Consider the following 16,185-nt stretch of genomic DNA (forward strand, 5'->3'; position numbering starts at 1 on the left):
GAATAAATGGCGGCGTCAGTATAGTGATACGTCAGTGTCACGTCATGGAAAAAATAATGTCATATTGCTGCTGTTCCCTCTCGTTCGACTGATATACGGAGAAATACCTGATGAGCCAGGAAGTGGAAATGAAGCTGGCCCTTGGTCAGCAGGGCCCCGAAGCACTGCGTCGGCACCCGCTTCTGGCCGAGCACCCTTCCTCCCGTGATCAACTGACCAATACCTATTTCGATACCGAGGCAGGTGACCTCAAGCGGGCACGGATGGCCCTGCGCCTCAGACGCACTGGAAAGGGTTGGGTTCAAACACTCAAGACCAGTGGCCAGGGGAGTGGCGGCGTCTCGCAACGCGGTGAATGGGAGTGGCCGGTCACTGAACCAACGCTGGACCTGGCAGGACTGGCCAAGTTGCCCCCCATCAGTGATTTTCCGGACGGTCTGCTCGAACGCCTCGAGCCACGCTTCACTACTGACTTCCACCGCCAGACCTGGTGGTTGTCGCTGGACGGCAACCACATCGAGCTGGCCCTCGATGAAGGAGAGATCCGCGCGGCTGGGCACAGCGTGACCATTCGCGAGCTGGAACTCGAGCTCAAGGACGGCGACCTCACTTGCCTGCCGGAGCTGGCTGAGCGCTTCGTCGACCAGGTCGCACTGCGCCCTTCAGACACCAGCAAGGCGGCACGTGGTGCGGCTCTTCTGCTTGGCAACTGGCCCCGACTCCAGCCCGCCTTGCCTGCTGAGCTATTGCACAGCATCAATACCGCACTGGACGCCTTCAGCGACACTGGCGCCACGATATGGCTCAGCGACGCCATCACAGCACTCGAACGCCTCGGTCGCGAAACACCGACACTGAGCGAGAGCACCACGGCGCTGGCGGCTCAGCTATCCACACGTCGATCCGCCATGGAGCTGTGCCAGATCGACAGGGACGCCTGGCTGACACCGGAGATCGGCGGCATGCTGCTGGATCTGGCCCGTCAACTGCCGGACCATATCGACATAGGCTGAACCGTCCACCGGAGCAAGGATATGACCGTGATCAACGGTTACAAGCCGGCCGCAGAAGGGCTGCGCACACGTATTTTCCAGATCATCTTCGAGTCCGACACCTTGACGGCCAAGGTTTTCGATATCGCGCTGATTACCGCGATCATGGGCAGTGTGTTGGTGGTGATGCTGGATAGCGTGGTTTCACTGCACCAACATTACGGTGACTGGTTCCGTACCATCGAGTGGGGCTTCACGATTCTGTTCACCGTCGAACTGGCACTGAGACTCTACTGTCTCGAGCGTCCCTGGCAGTACCTGAAGAGCTTCTACGGCCTTGTCGACCTGATCTCGATCCTGCCTAGTTGGCTGGCCCTGCTTGTACCCGGTGCCCAGTCGTTGATCGTAGTGCGCATGCTGCGCGCGCTTCGCATCTTCCGCGTATTGCGACTGATGGAGTTCATCGGCGAGGGGCGCTTGTTGCTCGACGCGCTCAGACGCAGTGGACGGCAGATATTCCTGTTCCTGTTCACCGTGTTCATGCTGGTGACCATCTTCGCTTCACTGATCTATCTGATTGAACCCCCCGAAGCCGGCTTCACCAGTATTCCAGTGGCAATCTACTGGGCCGTGGTCACCTTGACCACCGTCGGCTACGGCGACATTTCTCCGGTGACACCGTTGGGCCAGGCCATCAGCGTGGTCGTCATGCTGATCGGTTATTCGATCATTGCCGTACCTACCGGGGTCTTCTCGGCAGAAGTCATTCGCTCGATTCGCTCCGATCGATACTCCGAGGAAGCCTGCCCCGGTTGCGGTCACGACCGTCATGAGCAGCGCGCACGATACTGTCTACTGTGTGGCAGCTGGCTGGACGAGACCACCCCGGACCCTCATGCCCCCGACGAGGAAATTGAAGAGCCATCAGCGGGGGGTGATGAAGAGCCATCAGCGGGTGAAGACAAACAGCCATCAGCGGGTGAAGACAAACAGCCATCAGCGGGTGAAGACAAACAGCCATCAGCGGATGGGCCAGAGAAACCCGAGTCCTCGGACAGCGATGACGACGAAGAGACTCCCCCGCCCCGCAGCGGCCCCGGCGTCTAGTGTGGCGTCCCACAAGTCAACTTGTGGGACGCCAAACCAGTATCCAGCTCAGTCCTCGAAGCCGCTCAGGTCACCACGGCCACGGCGGACAATGGTCGGCGGTAGCTCGCGAAGGTCTACCACACTGGTGGCCTCCAGATGGCAGGCGCCGCCGTCGATCACCGCATCCAGGTGGGCGCCAAAACGGTCGCGAATCTCCTCGGGATCGGTCATCGGTAGATCCTCTCCTACCGGGATCAGGGTCACGCTCATCATCGGCTCACCCAGCGTATCGATCAGAGCACGAGTGATGGCGTGATCGGGTACGCGCACGCCGATCGAGCGACGTTTGGGGTGCAGCAACAGCCGCGGAACTTCCGTGGTGGCCTGCAGGATGAACGTATAGGCCCCTGGAGTATGGGCCTTGAGCAGACGAAACACCGCGTTGTCGACCTTGGCGTAGGTGCCGATCTCCGAAAGATCCGAGCACATCAGAGTGAAGTTGTGCTTGTCGTCCAGCGAACGCAACCACTTGATCTTCTCTATGGCCTTCTTGTCCCCGAGGTGGCAGCCGAGCGCATAGCCGGAATCGGTTGGGTAGGCAATCACACCGCCCTTGCCGACAATCTCGACAGCACGATCGATCAAGCGCTTCTGGGGGTTGTCCGGGTGAATCTGGAAGTATTGCGTCATGACGCCTCCTGACCACAGGCTGGTGATTGTCTCCAGGCAGCCAGCCGGGGATGTTGCCATACCGGTGCTACCGAAGTCCGGGGAACCGGGCTCATGGCGCCCGGCGCCAGATGCCCACCGGGAAAGTGAAAATCGCTGCCCAGAGAAGCGTACAGCCCGCGCTCATCCAACTGACGGGCCAGGTCTCGAGTGACATCGCCATTCTGGAAGCCGCTGACCAGTTCCGCCGCCTGGCCACCAGCCGCCTGGAAGTCCTCCAGCAGCAGACCCCGCTTGCGGCGCGTCAGCTTGTAGCGCAATGGGTGGGCCAGCACTGCCACACCATCGGAATCCAGTACCCACTGCACTACTTCCGACAGCCAGGGCCAGTGAGACTTGACGTCTCCGGGCTTGCCACTGCCGAGATACTTGCGAAAGGCCGCGCCAAGGTCCGGTACCAGACCATCCTCGACCATGAGGTGGGCAAAGTCTGGCCGCCCCAGGGGGCGCTCACCTGCCCGCGCCCTGGCTCGAGCCAGGGCATCGCTGAGGCCCACTCGTTCCAGACGTCGGGCAATCGTCTGCGCACGCAGCTCGCGCGCCTCGGCCTGGGAAACCAGCCCCGCTTCGAGGCGAGCTCCAATGCCATTGGGCAGCAGCGCCACTACATGAATATTGATGCCATGCCACTGGGACGACAGCTCCGTTGCCGGCAGCACCGTAATGCCGTAACGTTGCGCCGCTTCCTGCGCCTCGGCAACGCCGGCCAGGGTATCGTGATCGGTCAGTGCCATGTGGCTGAGACCGCGTTCGGCGCACAGCGCCAGCAGTGCCTCGGGGGAAAGGGCACCGTCGGACGCCGTCGAGTGCATGTGAAGGTCCACAGCGAGCGTTTCGCCATCGAATTGATCAGGCAATGGGGGCATGAGAATGGTTTCGGGATGTCCTTTGCATGACGCCAGGCGACGTCTTTGTCAGAATAATGAGTACATGGTGCGCGCGGTGCTGCACGCCGGTCAATGGCGATGTCCCGACAGTGCCTACTGCGGAGATGCCGACCGCGGCAGTATTTCCCGTGCCGCGATAGACCCGACAGCAAGACATTGTCGGGTTGGCAACCTGTCACATGTTCCGTCCCACCGTCTTCCGGCCATGAAGGGCTGGAGGTAACCGAGGAAAATTCGATGCTCTACGCGATCATCAGCGAAGATGTACAAGATAGCCTGGAACGGCGTATGGCCGCCCGCCCGGATCACCTGGCCAGGCTCGAGAACCTGCGCGATGAAGGCCGACTGGTGCTGGCCGGCCCGCATCCGGCCGTGGACAGCGAGAACCCCGGTGATGCCGGTTTCAGCGGCAGCCTGATCGTCGCCGAATTCGATGATCTGGCCAGCGCCCAGGCCTGGGCCGATGCCGACCCCTATATCATTGCCGGCGTCTATGCATCCGTGACCGTCAAGCCGTTCAAGAAGGCACTGCCCTGACGCGCCAGCGTCCCCAAGTAACCGCCGTGGAAGATAACCACAGGATATTTCATCCACAGGCGGTTACTCACAGGAGCTGTGGAAAAGTCTGTTGAAACGCCGCGGACGTCTTTCTGCAAGCCGCTTGTCACGGCGCTGAAAGGCAACTGATCAAATCCTGACCAATCACCGGTGAAGCCGTAGTGCCCATAGCTCCCGATGGTCTGCCTGCCCTGGCAGCTGCCGAAACCGCCCTGCTCGACTGGCGCAGCGATGATAGCGGTGCCACCAGCCCGCACTCCACCGCCTTTGATGATGTCTACTTCTCGCGCCACGACGGCCGCGCCGAAACGCAGCATGTGTTCATCGACGCCAATCGACTGCCGCAGCGTTTCGCCGCCTGGCACGAGTCGCGCCCCTTCGTGATTGGCGAGACCGGTTTCGGTACCGGTCTCAATATGCTTTGCGCGTGGCAGAGCTTCGAGCAACATGCGCCAGCAGACGCTCGCCTGCATCTGATTTCGACCGAGTGTTTTCCGATGCAGCACGATGACCTGCAACGAGCGCTATCGGTCTGGCCCGACCTCGCTGACAAGGCAGCGACGCTGGTGGCCCAATGGCCGGCAGCAGTCACTGGCATTCACCGGCTGGTGTTGTCCTCCAGAGTGATTCTCGACCTGCACATCGGCGACAGCTGCGAGCGACTGGCGCTGCTCGATGGTCGGGTCGACGCCTGGTTTCTCGACGGGTTCGCCCCGTCGAAGAATCCACGGATGTGGCAGCCGGAATTGTTCACACTGATGGCCGCACGCTCGCGACCAGGTGCCACCTTTGCCACCTTTACCTGCGCCGGCATCGTCAAGCGCGGTCTCAAGGCTGCAGGCTTCCGCTGGCGAAAGGTTCCGGGGTTCGGTCGCAAGCGGGAGATGCTGGCCGGCGAGATCGATGCACCACCAGAGGACATCCGTCGCCAGGCCTCTCCCTGGTTTACATCGCCCGGGCCACAGCCGTGCACTCGCGTAGCCATCATCGGTGCCGGAATCGCCGGTACCAGCATGGCCGAGGCCCTGGCACGACGGGGCATGGAAGTTCTTCTGTTCGATCGCGAAGGCCCCGGCAGCGGAGCCTCCGGCAACGAGCAGGGAGCGCTTTACGTCAAGCTGGCAGCCGACACCAATCTGCAGAGTCGCTGTTACCTGGCCGGGTTACTCTACAGCCAACGCTGGCTCGGACGCCTCGATCCAGAGCAACAGTTATGGCGCCAGACAGGCGTACTGCAACTGGCCACCACGGACCGTGAAAGACGGCGCCAGCAGCGCTTCATGGCCCACCACCCCTTGCCTCGGGAAGTGGTGCGTCAGGTCGATGCCGAACAGGCGTCACAACTGGCGGGTCTGCCGCTGCCCCACGGTGGTCTCGACTACGGTCTGGCCGGCTGGGCTCGCCCTCGCCAGCTCTGTGAGCGGCTGGCCGAGAGCAGCGGAGTCCGTGTTGTTCGACAGAACGTTGATGCCCTGACCCTCGTACCGGAGGGAGGTTGGTTGCTGAACCTCGACAATGGCGAGCAGGTCAGCGTCGATCAGGTGGTCATTGCCTCAGCCATGGGAGCGCGTGATCTTGTGCAGAGCGCTAGCCTGCCGCTGCAGCCGGTTCGAGGCCAGGTCAGCCGCCTGGCGCTGACCAACGATATGCCTGCTCCGGCGAGAGTGGTCTGCGCAGGCGGCTATGTTGCGCCTCCGCTGGATGGCTGGCTGACCTTCGGTGCCACCTTTGTACCGAACAACAGCAGTAACGAGACGCTCAGCGAGGACCACAGTGCCAATCTCGCCGAACTCGACCAGACACTTCCCGGCTACACGGCACTGCTCGCTGCCTCTGGTCAGTCACTGGCCATTGATCAGTTGACTCAGCACCATCAACTCGACGGCCGTGCCGGCGTGCGTGCCGCCAGCCCGGACAAGTCACCCTATGCAGGACCGGTGCCCGATTCAGCCGCCTGGCATCAGGACTATGCCGTTCTGGTCAAGGATGCCACCCGAGTCCCGAAAATACCGGGCAAGCACTACCCCGGGCTGTGGATCAGTGCCGCCCATGGCTCGCGAGGCCTGGCCAGCGCCCCGCTCTGCGCAGAGCTACTGGCATCGCGCATCTGCGATGAACCCCTGCCACTGGAAGCCCCGCTGGTGGATCACCTGCACCCGGGCCGGCGCACCATTCGCGACCTGATCCAGGGGAAGCAGCTTCAGAGGAAAACAGTACCGGAACATCAATAAGCCCTGAGGCCCCGATCCGTGAGACCAGAGCAGTGGCAGGGCTGGATATGAGCTAGATACGCTTGACGCTGCTGGTCATCACCTTTGACATCAGCGTCATACCGGCCTTGACCGGCCCGGGGAAGCGCGCACCACCGGCCTCCAGCGCCTGCTGGGCGTGGTGGGCCTCGTCGATGGCCATCTGCCGCAACACCGCACGCGAGCGCTGATCCCCAGGCGGCAGGGTTTCCAGATGTTCGTCCAGATGATTCCCCACCTGTTCCTCAGTGGCAGCAACAAAGCCGAGGCTGATTCGATCCCCGATAGCACCGGCCAGTGCTCCCATGCCGAAGGATGCTGTATAGAACAGTGGATTGAGCAGACTGGTGCGGGCATCGAGCTCGGTAAGGCGTGTTTCACACCAGGCCAGATGGTCGATCTCTTCCTGGGCAGCCTCTTCCATCTGGCCACGCACTTCCGGCAGCCTGGCGGTAAGCCCCTGGCCCTGATACAGCGCCTGGGCGCAGACCTCACCGGTGTGATTGATACGCATGAGGCCCGCCGCGTGTTCTCGCTCCTCGGTGCTCATTTCACCATCCTCGATATCCGATGTCGCCGGACTCGGGCGTGAGGCAGCCGCAGCCCCGGGCACCAGAGTGCGCAGAACATTATCGAATTGATGAATTACCTGGTCGACTCGGCTGAGAGTGCGGGACATGCTGAGCTCCTTTTCGCTGACGGCTTCATTCTAGCCCGAGTGCCTACAGGCCAGGAAGCGCCAACCGCCCGAGGAGCAGGCATCATATAACGCAAAAGCGCCGCCTGAGGGCTACAGGCGGCGCCGATATGCACGCATGCGTCGAGCGCTTGAGAGTCGCGGAGTCATTTGTCCGCAGTGCGCCAGCTAGCCAGCCGGCCAAGTGAAGCGACGACCGCCCATCACGTGCATATGGATATGATAGACCGTCTGACCGCCATCTTCATTGCAATTCATCACCACTCGAAAGCCATCTTCGGCAAAGCCCTGTTCGCTGGCCAGCCTGGCGGCCGTCAGCGGCAGTCGACCCACCAGCGCCTGATCCTCCTCGGTGATGTCATTCAGCGTGGGGATATGCTTCTTCGGGATGACCAGCATGTGGGTTGGCGCCTTCGGATCGATGTCATTGAAGGCCAGTACCTGGTCGTCTTCATAGACGATATCGGCGGGGATCTCACGATTGATGATCTTGCAGAACAGACAATCCATGGCAAACTCCTGGTTTCGAGTAGAGTGCTCCCGAACAGCATGGTCCCGGGCAGAGATGGTCCTGGCGGACAGGAAAAACGGGTATGCACGAGATTACCTGCCATCCGCCCGGCTGTCAGTCATTGAGGGGCAGGCCCCGGCAATATTGCCTTTCCTGAGGCCCGTTCTGATACCTTTCCGGAAACGTCCCTATCACTCCACTCAGCAGAGAGACGCCATGTACCACAGCGACTACATCATCATCCTCTGTGTGATCATCGTGTTCGCGTTGCTGTCACGTCGCATCTCCGCCTCTCTGCTGAGCCTGCCGATGGTGTTCATGGGAGCAGGCATGGCACTGGATGCGCTCTCCCACGACCTGGTGCCGATGGATATCGAGCATGAACTGACACGGACCATTGCTGAAATCACGCTGATCATCGTGTTGTTTGCCGATGCCTCCGTGATCAAGCTGTCCAGCCTCAAGCGCAACTTTGCCATCCCGGCACGAATGCTGCTGATCGGTATGCCACTGACGATTCTGACCGGCACCCTACTGGCCCGATGGGCATCGCCGGAGCTGGCGTGGAGCACGGCGCTACTGGTCGCGGCGATCCTCACTCCAACCGATGCCGCCCTGGGGCAGGCGGTGGTCTCGAGCCCCAGCGTACCTCAGCGGATACGTGAAGGGATCAATGTGGAAAGTGGCCTCAACGACGGTCTTGCCGTACCGATCATCCTCGCCGCCGCCCTGATGTCCGTGGCCGCTACGGGTACCAGCGTGGCGCACGCACCCGACAATCTGTGGCTGTTTGCTGCCCTGCAACTGACGCTGGGGCCCCTGGTGGGTATCGCCATGGGCTGGGGTTTCGCACGCCTGCTGGACCTGGCTATCGAACGCGCCACTATCACCGTGGTCCATCAGGGTATCCTGTTTCTGGCCGTGGCCTTTCTGATCTACCTTGCTGCCGAGGCTGCCGGCGGTAACGGCTTCATTGCCGTGTTTCTCGGCGGCTTGACCTTCGGCAACCAGCTACGCCACGACGCGACCTTCATCGAAGAGTTCATGGAGAGCGAAGGCCAGTTGCTGACCATGGCCACGTTCCTGATCTTCGGTGCCGTGATGGTGCCATTGGCACTGGAGTTTGCCTCCTGGAAGACGCTGGTGCTGGCGCTGCTTTACCTTACCGTGATTCGCATGCTGCCGATCTGGCTATCGCTCAGCGGACTGGGGCTTTCGGCCTGGGAGAAGATATTCCTTGGCTGGTTCGGGCCCCGGGGTCTGGCCAGCATCCTGTTCGCACTGCTGATCTATTCCGACTACCCGATTCCCGGCAGCGACGACATCCTCGCCAGCGTCGTGCTCACCGTGATGATCTCGGTGGTACTGCACGGTATCAGCGCCCAGCCAATGGCAAGGTGGTTTGGGAGAAGGAAGAAGCCGTAAGCCGTAAGCCGTAAGCCGTAAGCCGTAAGCCGTAAGCCGTAAGCCGTAAGCCGTAAGCCACGAGTGTCGAGCTGCGAGTCACGAGCTGTCCAGTGCCGCTCCATGGTACACAGACAAACCCAGCTTCGAGACGCGAGCTTCGAGCCACTTGCAGCTTAAAACTTATAGCTTATAGCTTACAGCTCGAGCTGCTCGTAGCTCGCGACCCACATGGATGTGGGAAGTGTGCATGTTCGTCGGGAACGAACATGTGCCAGCTCGTAGCCAAGGGAAGCTAACGAAACCTGCGCTGCGCCAGCAGGTGCCTGACCAGCGGGCCCAGGATCAACTCCATGGCCAGAGATAGCCGGGCTCCCGGCACCACCAGAGTGTGCGGGCGGCTCATGAAGGCGTCGTGGATCATTGCCAGCAGGTAGGGAAAGTCCACGGTCGCCGGATCACGGAAGCGAATCACCACGAACGATTCAGCATCCGTCGGGATGTCCTGGACTTCGAAGGGGTTGGAGGTATCGACGGTGGGCACGCGCTGGAAGTTGATATGGGTGCGAGAGAACTGCGGCTGGATATAGCGCACATAGTCATCCATGCGCCCGAGGATGGTATCGATCACCGCTTCCTGGGTATAGCCACGCGCATGCATGTCACGATCGATCTTCTGGATCCACTCGAGGTTCATTGTCGGTGCCACACCAACCAGCAGGTCCACATGCCTGGCGATGTCGACTTCGCTGGTGACCAGGCCGCCATGCAATCCCTCGTAGAAGAGTAGATCCGTCCCGGTGGGCAATGGCTGCCACTCGGTGAAGGTGCCGACCTGATAGCCAGCCTCGATCATCTTCTTGTCTTCAGCATGGATATAGTGGCGGAAGGTGCCCGTGCCGCTTTCGCCATACTCCTGAAAGAGATCACTGAGCCGGTCGAGCAGGTTCGCCTCGACGGCGAAGTGGGACAGCTCATCCTTGCGCTCGGGCTCTTCACGGAAGATCCGCGCCAACTCCTCGCGGGTATAGCGATGGAAAGCATCACCGTCGACAAAGGCTGCATGCACGTCCTCCCGCGCGAACATGCGCTCGAAGGTGCGCTTGACCGTGGTGGTGCCCGCGCCGGACGAGCCGGTCACGGAGATGATCGGATATTCACGCGACATCGACGTCCCCCTGTAGTGCAGCACGCACGACTTCCGGTACTGCTACCGACCGGCCTGCCTCAGGGTCGACCAGCATCAGATTGACCCTTGCAGTCGCTACCGGCTGGCCATCCTGTGCACGACGAATGCGGTGAAAGACAGCGATGACCCGCCGTCCGGGAACAGGAATTGCAGTTTCCACCACCAACTGATCGGGCCAGCGCGCTTCCGCCTGGTATTGCACGGCAAGATCCGCAGCGACACAGGGATAACCTCCCATATCACCTTCGCTCATGCCACAGTGGGCCAGAGCTGTGGCACGCGCTTCGTGCATCAGTGAAATGACCGCATCATGCCCGAGGTGGCGGCCGTAGTTCATATCGGTGATACGCACCGAAAGTGGCTGCCGGTGGACAATGGCGTCTTCAGGAAACTCGAGTCTTACGCGCTCCATGCTCGCTCCTTGTTCGTTATTGTCAGGCGAGTTGTCTTGAGCCGCAGCACAGTGACAACTGCCAGCCAACCTGCATGCCCTGCCTCAGGTTGGTGTTGTCTGTGTCGATGGGGCGCCGAAAGGAAAGTGGCAAGGCGGAGCCTGCAAGATGGCAAGCCCCGCTGCCGAAATCGGGTATCAGGATTGGCGCGCCATGGCGCGATGGGCGATATCATTGCGCCAGAAGGCGCCATCGAAGGTAACCGCCTCCACACCCTTGTAGGCGCGCTGGCGAGCCTGTGACAGATCATCGCCCAGCGCCGTGACACACAGCACACGTCCACCGGCAGTCACCAGTTCATCCCCCTGCTGCTGGGTGCCGGCATGGAATACCTTGCAACCCAACGCATCGGCTGCCTCGATGCCGTTGATGGCATCGCCCTTCGGGTAACTGCCGGGATAGCCCTGAGCCGCCATGACCACACCGATGGCCGGGTTCGGGTTCCACTCACAATCATGCCCGGCCAGGCTTCCCTGAGCAGCGGCCAGACACAGCTCGGCCAGATCGCTTTCAAGGCGCATCATGATCGGCTGAGTCTCCGGATCTCCGAAGCGACAGTTGTATTCGATAACCCGTGGTTGCCCATCGGCGGTGATCATCAGGCCCGCATACAGGAAGCCGGTATAGGCATTGCCTTCGGACGCCATGCCCCGCACGGTGGGCATGATGACCTGATCCATGATGCGCTGGTGGACAGCATCAGTCACCACCGGTGCCGGCGAGTACGCGCCCATGCCGCCGGTATTGGGTCCGCTATCGCCTTCTCCCACACGCTTGTGGTCCTGACTGGTCGCCATCGGCAGCACTGTCTCGCCGTCCACCATGACGATGAAACTGGCCTCCTCTCCCTCAAGAAACTCCTCGATGACCACACGGGCACCGGCATCGCCGAAGGCGTTGGCCTCGAGCATATCGCGGATTGCCACCTCGGCCTCGGCCTCGGTCATGGCCACGATAACGCCCTTGCCGGCAGCGAGGCCATCGGCCTTGATCACGATCGGCGCGCCCTTCTCGGCCAGCCAGGCTAGAGCAGGCTCGACAGCAGTAAAGGTGCAGTATTCCGCTGTGGGAATGGCGTGGCGGGCCAGGAAATCCTTGGTAAAGGCCTTGGAGCCTTCCAGTTGAGCCGCGGCCTGGCTGGGACCGAAGATATTCAGTCCGGCATCACGGAAACGATCAACGACACCTTCGACCAGCGGCGCTTCCGGCCCGACGATGGTCAGCTCGATGCTGTTGCTGCGGGCGAACTCAACCAGCGCATCCAACTCGGACACCGCAATGTCGACATTGGTCAAGGCAGGTTCGAGTGCCGTACCGGCATTGCCGGGAGCAACAAATACCTCGGTGACACGGGGCGACTGGGCAACCTTCCAGGCCAGGGCGTGTTCGCGGCCACCGCCGCCGATGATCAGGACCTTCATCCGCTCAACTACCTTTCGAGTGACAATTGAGGCGGCATTATGGCAGAAAATGCCACCCTACGCCGCTGCTGCACAGGCTTCACGACGACTTGTCATCGTCTTCCTTCCCCGGCCCACCATGCATGATGGTGTTCTGCCAGAAGCGCATGTTCTCCTCAGCCAGTTCACGCATCAGTTCCATGGGTGAATGACGCATGGCCTGTTGCCATTGATCCTGCATCTGCTTCTGTTGCTCGAGCATCAATCGCGTGCCCTGCTCGAGATAGCGAGCCAATGGCAGGGGCTGCGACATGGCATAGACGCGGATCAACTGTTCCAGCAGGTCATTGGAGAAGACTTCGGCTTCTCCATCAGCCTGTTCCTGCTCGATGATGATCGACAGCAGAATGGTGCGCGTCAGATCCTCACCACTCTTGGCATCCTCGACGCGAAACGGCTCTTCCTCGAGAATCAGGCTACGCAGATCCTCGAGCGTCACATACCGGCTCTGTTCGGTATCATAGAGCCGACGATTGGCATACTTGCGAATTACGCGCACGGTGCTGCTCCTTGAAGTATGAGGAGAGTCGGAAACTTCCATTGATATCCATTTTGCACCGCAAAAGGCGCCTTGCAAGACAATCCCGCATACGAGGCCACATGAATCTGATAATGCTCGCCCCCGAAGACGTCGCAGAGGCCGGTATGGCACGGGTGACGGATCCACGTCGCCTGCTCCACCTTCGCCAGGTTCACCGCGCCTGCGTCGGTGATGCCATGACACTGGGCATCGAGAACGGCTCTCTGGGCCGAGGCAAACTACTATCGCTGAGCGAGCATGAGGCCTGCTTCGATATCTCGTCCCTCGATCAGCCCCCTCCGGCCCCGTTGCCAGTCCATCTGGTGCTGGCACTTCCGCGTCCACGAATGCTGGCCAGAAGCATAGAGCATGCCACGTCTCTTGGGGTCAAGCGGCTGACGTTGCTGCACAGCAAGCGCGTGGAAAAGAGCTATTGGCAGTCACCGGAACTCGATCCGGCGAAGATTCATCAGCATCTGGTGCTTGGCCTGGAACAGGCCCGGGATACCGTCATGCCGGTCGTCGATACCGCCCGTGGTTTCCGTCCATTCGTCGAAGACCAGCTCCCGGAGCTGCTCCGCGAGCGTCGTGGCTTGTTGGCCCACCCAGGGATGCCCAGTGAATGTCCGCGGGGCATTGCCGACGAGAGTGTGCTGCTCATCGGCCCGGAAGGCGGCTTCATCGACTGGGAGGTCGAGCGTATGCTCGAGGCAGGATGTGAAGGTATTCATCTCGGGCCACGCATCCTGCGCGTGGAGACCGCGGTTACCGCGCTACTGTCGCGGCTTTTCTATTAACATGGCAATCAAATAGCTCATCCTGATCGATTTGATTGTCGTCCGCACCACACTGGCGCAGATGCACGGATCTGCTGGTGTGGTGCGGCCTCGCGTCGGCCTGATGGCCGACGGCGGCACGTCCCTGTGCCGCCATTAACCCAACATGAAAGCATGCCGGGTTATGAACATGGCAATCAAATAGCTCATCCTGATCGATTTGATTGTCGTCCGCACCACACTGGCGCAGATGCACGGGTCTGCTGGTGTGGTGCGGCCTCGCGTCGGCCTGATGGCCGACGGCGGCACGTCCCTGTGCCGCCATTAACCCAACATGAAAGCATGCCGGGTTAATAATAGGGGACACCACACCAGGGTATTAGAGGGGAAGTTGGCCCGACAACAGATTATCGGGCCACGGGACCATCTTCAGCTATCGGAATCGCTGTCCGAATCGTCGTCATTCTCGTCATCGGTACGGTTGGTATCATATTCACCTTCACTTTCATGCTCGATGACCGGGGAATCCTCGGTACAGTTCGGCTCGGTCATGAAGGTCTCATTGACATCCAGCAGTCCCAGTTCGCCGATGGTACGACGCCCCAGCAACAGCGGATAGATCATGTCTTCGCGATTGCGCAGCCCGAACTGCTCCTCGTGGATGGTATCGCCCAGACAGACCTTGAGCAGAACCACCAGCCGCTCGTCCCGACCACCGGCACCGCGCACCGACATATCACGGTACAGGGGGCGCTCCAGTTCCTTGCGAAAGTCCTCCCCTGTAGCCTCGTCGGTCAGCTCCAGGGAAAAACGCACCCAGGGTTCGCCATCCTTGTCGAAGCGCTCGATATCGCGCGCATCCAACGACGATGTCAGCGCTCCACTGTCCAGCTTGGCCTTGACCTCGACGTCCCAGGGCGCGAGTGTCGCTTTCTCTACCCAGCCGAATACCTCGGGACTGTCATGGTCATCATCGGCCATGGCAATGCCGCTCAACGGCAACAGGGCAAGTGCCAGCGTCCAGGCACGGACAAGGGATTTTCTGCTCGAGATCATTGGAGGTCCTCATCTGCAAGATGCCGCCCGACAGCGGTGGGCGGCATCTGGTTCCTGCGTTTACCGTTCGGTTTCGAGAGGCATCAGCGCTGGAGCTGGCTGAGCACGTTCAGTGTGGCGTAGCCATCAGGCACCAGCCCCTGATCGCGCTGCCAGGCCCTGAGGCCTGCGCGGGTATTGGGACCGGTAATGCCGTCCGGGGTTCCCACGTCATAGCCCAGCGCATTCAACTGTGCCTGCATCTCACGCACCTGGCTGCGTGATAGTGGCCTGTCATCACGCGGCCAACTGGATTGAATACCTGCACGCCCGGCGATGCGGTCGCTCAGCTTGGCCACAGCCAGGGCATAGCTGGTGGCATTATTGTAGCGCAGGATGGCACGGAAGTTCGGTCCAACCAGGAAGGCCGGTCCGCGCGCGCCAGCCGGAGTGATCACCGAGGCCTCGTCGAAGTTCGGCAGGTCCGCGCCGCCCAGTCCCACTACCCCCTGATCAGCCCATTGTGCCGAACTGTGGCGAGTGGTGATCTCCGTCTGGCTATAGTCGAACCCGTTCGCTAGCTGGACTTCCACGCCCCAGGGCTCGCCGCTGCGCCACCCTGCTCGGGCGAGATAGTTGGCGGTGGACGCCATGACATCGGGAATACTGGCCCAGATATCGCGCCGACCGTCGCCGTCACCGTCGCGGGCATACTCCACGAAGCTGGACGGCATGAACTGGGTATGGCCCATGGCTCCCGCCCAGGAGCCCTTCATCCGCTCAGGAGCAATGTCGCCGGCTTCGATAATGGTCATCGCGGCCATCAGCTCCGAGCGTGCAAATTCATGTCGACGGCCCTCGTAACCCAGGGTGGCCAGTGACTCGAGGGTCGAGAAGTCGCCGAAGTTCTGGCCATAGTTGCTCTCGATCCCCCAGATGGCCACCAGTACTTCGCTCGGCACTCCGTACTCCCGGGATGCGGCATCCACGGCACCACGATTGTCGGACAGCTGACTGCGTCCCTGACTGACTCGGGTATCCGACACTGCGGTATCCAGATACTCCCAGATGGGACGCACGAACTCCGGCTGAGAGCCATCCAGCTCGATGACCCGAGGACGGAAGCGCAAGCCATTCAGTGTCTTGTCCAGCGTGGACTCGCTGATGCCCTCGGCAAGCGCCTGGCGACGGAAGCCATCAAGCCACTCCTCGAAGCTGGCGGCCTGGGGTTCGGCGGATGCAGCGCCCCCGCTGGAAGTGTCCCCGTTGGTCTCTTCGGCACTGACACTGGAGGTCTGGCCGTTGGCTTCGGAGGACGCGGCGGTCGTAGTCTGACAGCCGAGCAGCGGCAGCAGCAGGACGGTGGGGAGCAGAAAACGCATCAACATGACGAAAGCATTCCTTGGCTGTCGGGATGCCGGCAATGATGACTCAGCTGGCAGCTCCATACCAGAGGTGCACGCAGAGCCGGTATATTTATGCCCGATAAAGCAATCCATAAGGAGGACGTCAGCCGTCGATTTCGGGTAAAGTGAGGCCGCGATCACGAGAGAGATGCCGATGGTAGAAGGCACCGACCAGCGAGGATGGAGGCACGGACGTCCCGGCCCTCGCAACACTCACCATGTTCACGGACC

Annotated in this window: 17 protein-coding genes; 6 read left to right on the forward strand and 11 right to left on the reverse strand. The window is 61.0% G+C overall.

Annotated elements, in window-relative coordinates:
• Window positions 1-110 precede the first annotated feature (110 nt).
• A complete protein-coding gene (locus BUE38_RS12785) occupies window positions 111-1,013 on the forward strand; it encodes a CYTH domain-containing protein (RefSeq protein WP_073435604.1) in 903 nt (300 codons plus the stop codon).
• A 21-nt stretch (window positions 1,014-1,034) separates the two neighbouring features.
• Window positions 1,035-2,099 (forward strand): ion transporter, encoded by a 1,065-nt coding sequence (locus BUE38_RS12790; protein WP_084541916.1) that lies wholly within the window; start codon window positions 1,035-1,037, stop codon window positions 2,097-2,099.
• 48 nt (window positions 2,100-2,147) lie between these two features.
• Here the strand turns inward: BUE38_RS12790 and BUE38_RS12795 are convergent, their stop codons facing one another.
• Together BUE38_RS12795 and BUE38_RS12800 are read right to left on the reverse strand one after the other, a co-directional pair.
• Window positions 2,148-2,771, reverse strand: coding sequence for an L-threonylcarbamoyladenylate synthase (locus tag BUE38_RS12795; RefSeq protein WP_073435605.1), 624 nt, complete (start codon window positions 2,769-2,771; stop codon window positions 2,148-2,150).
• Entirely contained in the window at window positions 2,768-3,622 is an 855-nt protein-coding gene (locus BUE38_RS12800) for a PHP domain-containing protein (protein WP_307725410.1), read from the reverse strand. Before BUE38_RS12800 ends, BUE38_RS12795 begins: the two co-directional genes overlap by 4 nt.
• Window positions 3,623-3,934: 312 nt before the next feature.
• Between BUE38_RS12800 and BUE38_RS12805 the strand changes: the two genes are divergently transcribed.
• Together BUE38_RS12805 and mnmC are read left to right on the forward strand one after the other, a co-directional pair.
• Window positions 3,935-4,234 carry a YciI family protein gene (locus BUE38_RS12805; protein WP_073435607.1) on the forward strand — a complete coding sequence of 100 codons (300 nt, stop codon included), beginning with the start codon at window positions 3,935-3,937 and terminating at the stop codon, window positions 4,232-4,234.
• Window positions 4,235-4,416: 182 nt separating this feature from the next.
• Window positions 4,417-6,486: a bifunctional tRNA (5-methylaminomethyl-2-thiouridine)(34)-methyltransferase MnmC2/FAD-dependent 5-carboxymethylaminomethyl-2-thiouridine(34) oxidoreductase MnmC1 gene (gene mnmC / locus BUE38_RS12810; RefSeq protein WP_073435608.1), complete on the forward strand. Its 2,070-nt coding sequence runs from the start codon at window positions 4,417-4,419 to the stop codon at window positions 6,484-6,486.
• Window positions 6,487-6,538: 52 nt separating this feature from the next.
• Here the strand turns inward: mnmC and coq7 are convergent, their stop codons facing one another.
• Window positions 6,539-7,183 (reverse strand): 2-polyprenyl-3-methyl-6-methoxy-1,4-benzoquinone monooxygenase, encoded by a 645-nt coding sequence (gene coq7, locus BUE38_RS12815; protein WP_073435609.1) that lies wholly within the window; start codon window positions 7,181-7,183, stop codon window positions 6,539-6,541.
• A 186-nt stretch (window positions 7,184-7,369) separates the two neighbouring features.
• Window positions 7,370-7,711, reverse strand: coding sequence for a histidine triad nucleotide-binding protein (locus BUE38_RS12820; protein ID WP_073435610.1), 342 nt, complete (start codon window positions 7,709-7,711; stop codon window positions 7,370-7,372).
• 217 nt (window positions 7,712-7,928) lie between these two features.
• Here BUE38_RS12820 and BUE38_RS12825 point away from each other — a divergent pair, with 217 nt between their 5' ends.
• Window positions 7,929-9,137: a cation:proton antiporter gene (locus tag BUE38_RS12825; RefSeq protein ID WP_073435611.1), complete on the forward strand. Its 1,209-nt coding sequence runs from the start codon at window positions 7,929-7,931 to the stop codon at window positions 9,135-9,137.
• 274 nt (window positions 9,138-9,411) lie between these two features.
• On the opposite strand, the gene BUE38_RS12830 is transcribed toward BUE38_RS12825, so the two are convergent.
• From BUE38_RS12830 to phaR, 4 genes are all read right to left on the reverse strand, one after another.
• Window positions 9,412-10,284, reverse strand: coding sequence for a phosphoribulokinase (locus BUE38_RS12830; RefSeq protein ID WP_073435612.1), 873 nt, complete (start codon window positions 10,282-10,284; stop codon window positions 9,412-9,414).
• Complete coding sequence (locus BUE38_RS12835; RefSeq protein WP_073435613.1) at window positions 10,274-10,717, reverse strand: acyl-CoA thioesterase; 444 nt, start codon at window positions 10,715-10,717, stop codon at window positions 10,274-10,276. Before BUE38_RS12835 ends, BUE38_RS12830 begins: the two co-directional genes overlap by 11 nt.
• Window positions 10,718-10,894: 177 nt before the next feature.
• Window positions 10,895-12,178 (reverse strand): phosphoribosylamine--glycine ligase, encoded by a 1,284-nt coding sequence (gene purD, locus BUE38_RS12840; RefSeq protein WP_073435614.1) that lies wholly within the window; start codon window positions 12,176-12,178, stop codon window positions 10,895-10,897.
• A gap of 79 nt (window positions 12,179-12,257) precedes the next feature.
• On the reverse strand, window positions 12,258-12,716 hold the full coding sequence (gene phaR / locus BUE38_RS12845) for a polyhydroxyalkanoate synthesis repressor PhaR (RefSeq protein WP_073435615.1): 459 nt from the start codon (window positions 12,714-12,716) through the stop codon (window positions 12,258-12,260).
• A 101-nt stretch (window positions 12,717-12,817) separates the two neighbouring features.
• On the opposite strand from phaR, the gene BUE38_RS12850 reads away from it, so the two are divergent.
• Window positions 12,818-13,534, forward strand: coding sequence for a 16S rRNA (uracil(1498)-N(3))-methyltransferase (locus BUE38_RS12850; RefSeq protein ID WP_073435616.1), 717 nt, complete (start codon window positions 12,818-12,820; stop codon window positions 13,532-13,534).
• On the opposite strand, the gene BUE38_RS22555 is transcribed toward BUE38_RS12850, so the two are convergent.
• The 3 genes from BUE38_RS22555 to BUE38_RS12860 all read right to left on the reverse strand — a co-directional run bounded on the left by BUE38_RS22555 (window position 13,503) and on the right by BUE38_RS12860 (window position 15,936).
• The gene (locus BUE38_RS22555) at window positions 13,503-13,838 is read right to left on the reverse strand and encodes a hypothetical protein (protein ID WP_143166307.1); all 336 of its coding nucleotides are present in this window, start codon (window positions 13,836-13,838) and stop codon (window positions 13,503-13,505) included. The two genes, BUE38_RS12850 and BUE38_RS22555, sit on opposite strands and share 32 nt — an antisense overlap.
• A 104-nt stretch (window positions 13,839-13,942) precedes the next feature.
• The gene (gene rloA3 / locus BUE38_RS12855; protein ID WP_073435617.1) at window positions 13,943-14,569 is read right to left on the reverse strand and encodes a retropepsin-like aspartic peptidase RloA3; all 627 of its coding nucleotides are present in this window, start codon (window positions 14,567-14,569) and stop codon (window positions 13,943-13,945) included.
• Between the two features lie 83 nt (window positions 14,570-14,652).
• A complete protein-coding gene (locus tag BUE38_RS12860; RefSeq protein WP_084541917.1) occupies window positions 14,653-15,936 on the reverse strand; it encodes a lytic murein transglycosylase in 1,284 nt (427 codons plus the stop codon).
• Window positions 15,937-16,185: the final 249 nt, after the last annotated feature.

It is taken from the genome of Halomonas cupida, from assembly GCF_900142755.1.
Classification (GTDB): Bacteria; Pseudomonadota; Gammaproteobacteria; order Pseudomonadales; family Halomonadaceae; genus Halomonas; species Halomonas cupida.

Bases quoted from the DNA above. Each gene is read 5' to 3' on its own strand.
- BUE38_RS12785 (WP_073435604.1), top strand. From the start codon at position 111: ATGAGCCAGGAAGTGGAAATGAAGCTGGCCCTTGGTCAGCAGGGCCCC.
- BUE38_RS12790 (WP_084541916.1), top strand. From the start codon at position 1,035: ATGACCGTGATCAACGGTTACAAGCCGGCCGCAGAAGGGCTGCGCACA.
- BUE38_RS12795 (WP_073435605.1), bottom strand. From the start codon at position 2,771: ATGACGCAATACTTCCAGATTCACCCGGACAACCCCCAGAAGCGCTTG.
- BUE38_RS12800 (WP_307725410.1), bottom strand. From the start codon at position 3,622: ATGCACTCGACGGCGTCCGACGGTGCCCTTTCCCCCGAGGCACTGCTG.
- BUE38_RS12805 (WP_073435607.1), top strand. From the start codon at position 3,935: ATGCTCTACGCGATCATCAGCGAAGATGTACAAGATAGCCTGGAACGG.
- coq7 (WP_073435609.1), bottom strand. From the start codon at position 7,183: ATGTCCCGCACTCTCAGCCGAGTCGACCAGGTAATTCATCAATTCGAT.
- BUE38_RS12820 (WP_073435610.1), bottom strand. From the start codon at position 7,711: ATGGATTGTCTGTTCTGCAAGATCATCAATCGTGAGATCCCCGCCGAT.
- BUE38_RS12825 (WP_073435611.1), top strand. From the start codon at position 7,929: ATGTACCACAGCGACTACATCATCATCCTCTGTGTGATCATCGTGTTC.
- BUE38_RS12830 (WP_073435612.1), bottom strand. From the start codon at position 10,284: ATGTCGCGTGAATATCCGATCATCTCCGTGACCGGCTCGTCCGGCGCG.
- BUE38_RS12835 (WP_073435613.1), bottom strand. From the start codon at position 10,717: ATGGAGCGCGTAAGACTCGAGTTTCCTGAAGACGCCATTGTCCACCGG.
- purD (WP_073435614.1), bottom strand. From the start codon at position 12,178: ATGAAGGTCCTGATCATCGGCGGCGGTGGCCGCGAACACGCCCTGGCC.
- BUE38_RS12850 (WP_073435616.1), top strand. From the start codon at position 12,818: ATGAATCTGATAATGCTCGCCCCCGAAGACGTCGCAGAGGCCGGTATG.
- BUE38_RS22555 (WP_143166307.1), bottom strand. From the start codon at position 13,838: ATGGCGGCACAGGGACGTGCCGCCGTCGGCCATCAGGCCGACGCGAGG.
- rloA3 (WP_073435617.1), bottom strand. From the start codon at position 14,569: ATGATCTCGAGCAGAAAATCCCTTGTCCGTGCCTGGACGCTGGCACTT.
- BUE38_RS12860 (WP_084541917.1), bottom strand. From the start codon at position 15,936: ATGTTGATGCGTTTTCTGCTCCCCACCGTCCTGCTGCTGCCGCTGCTC.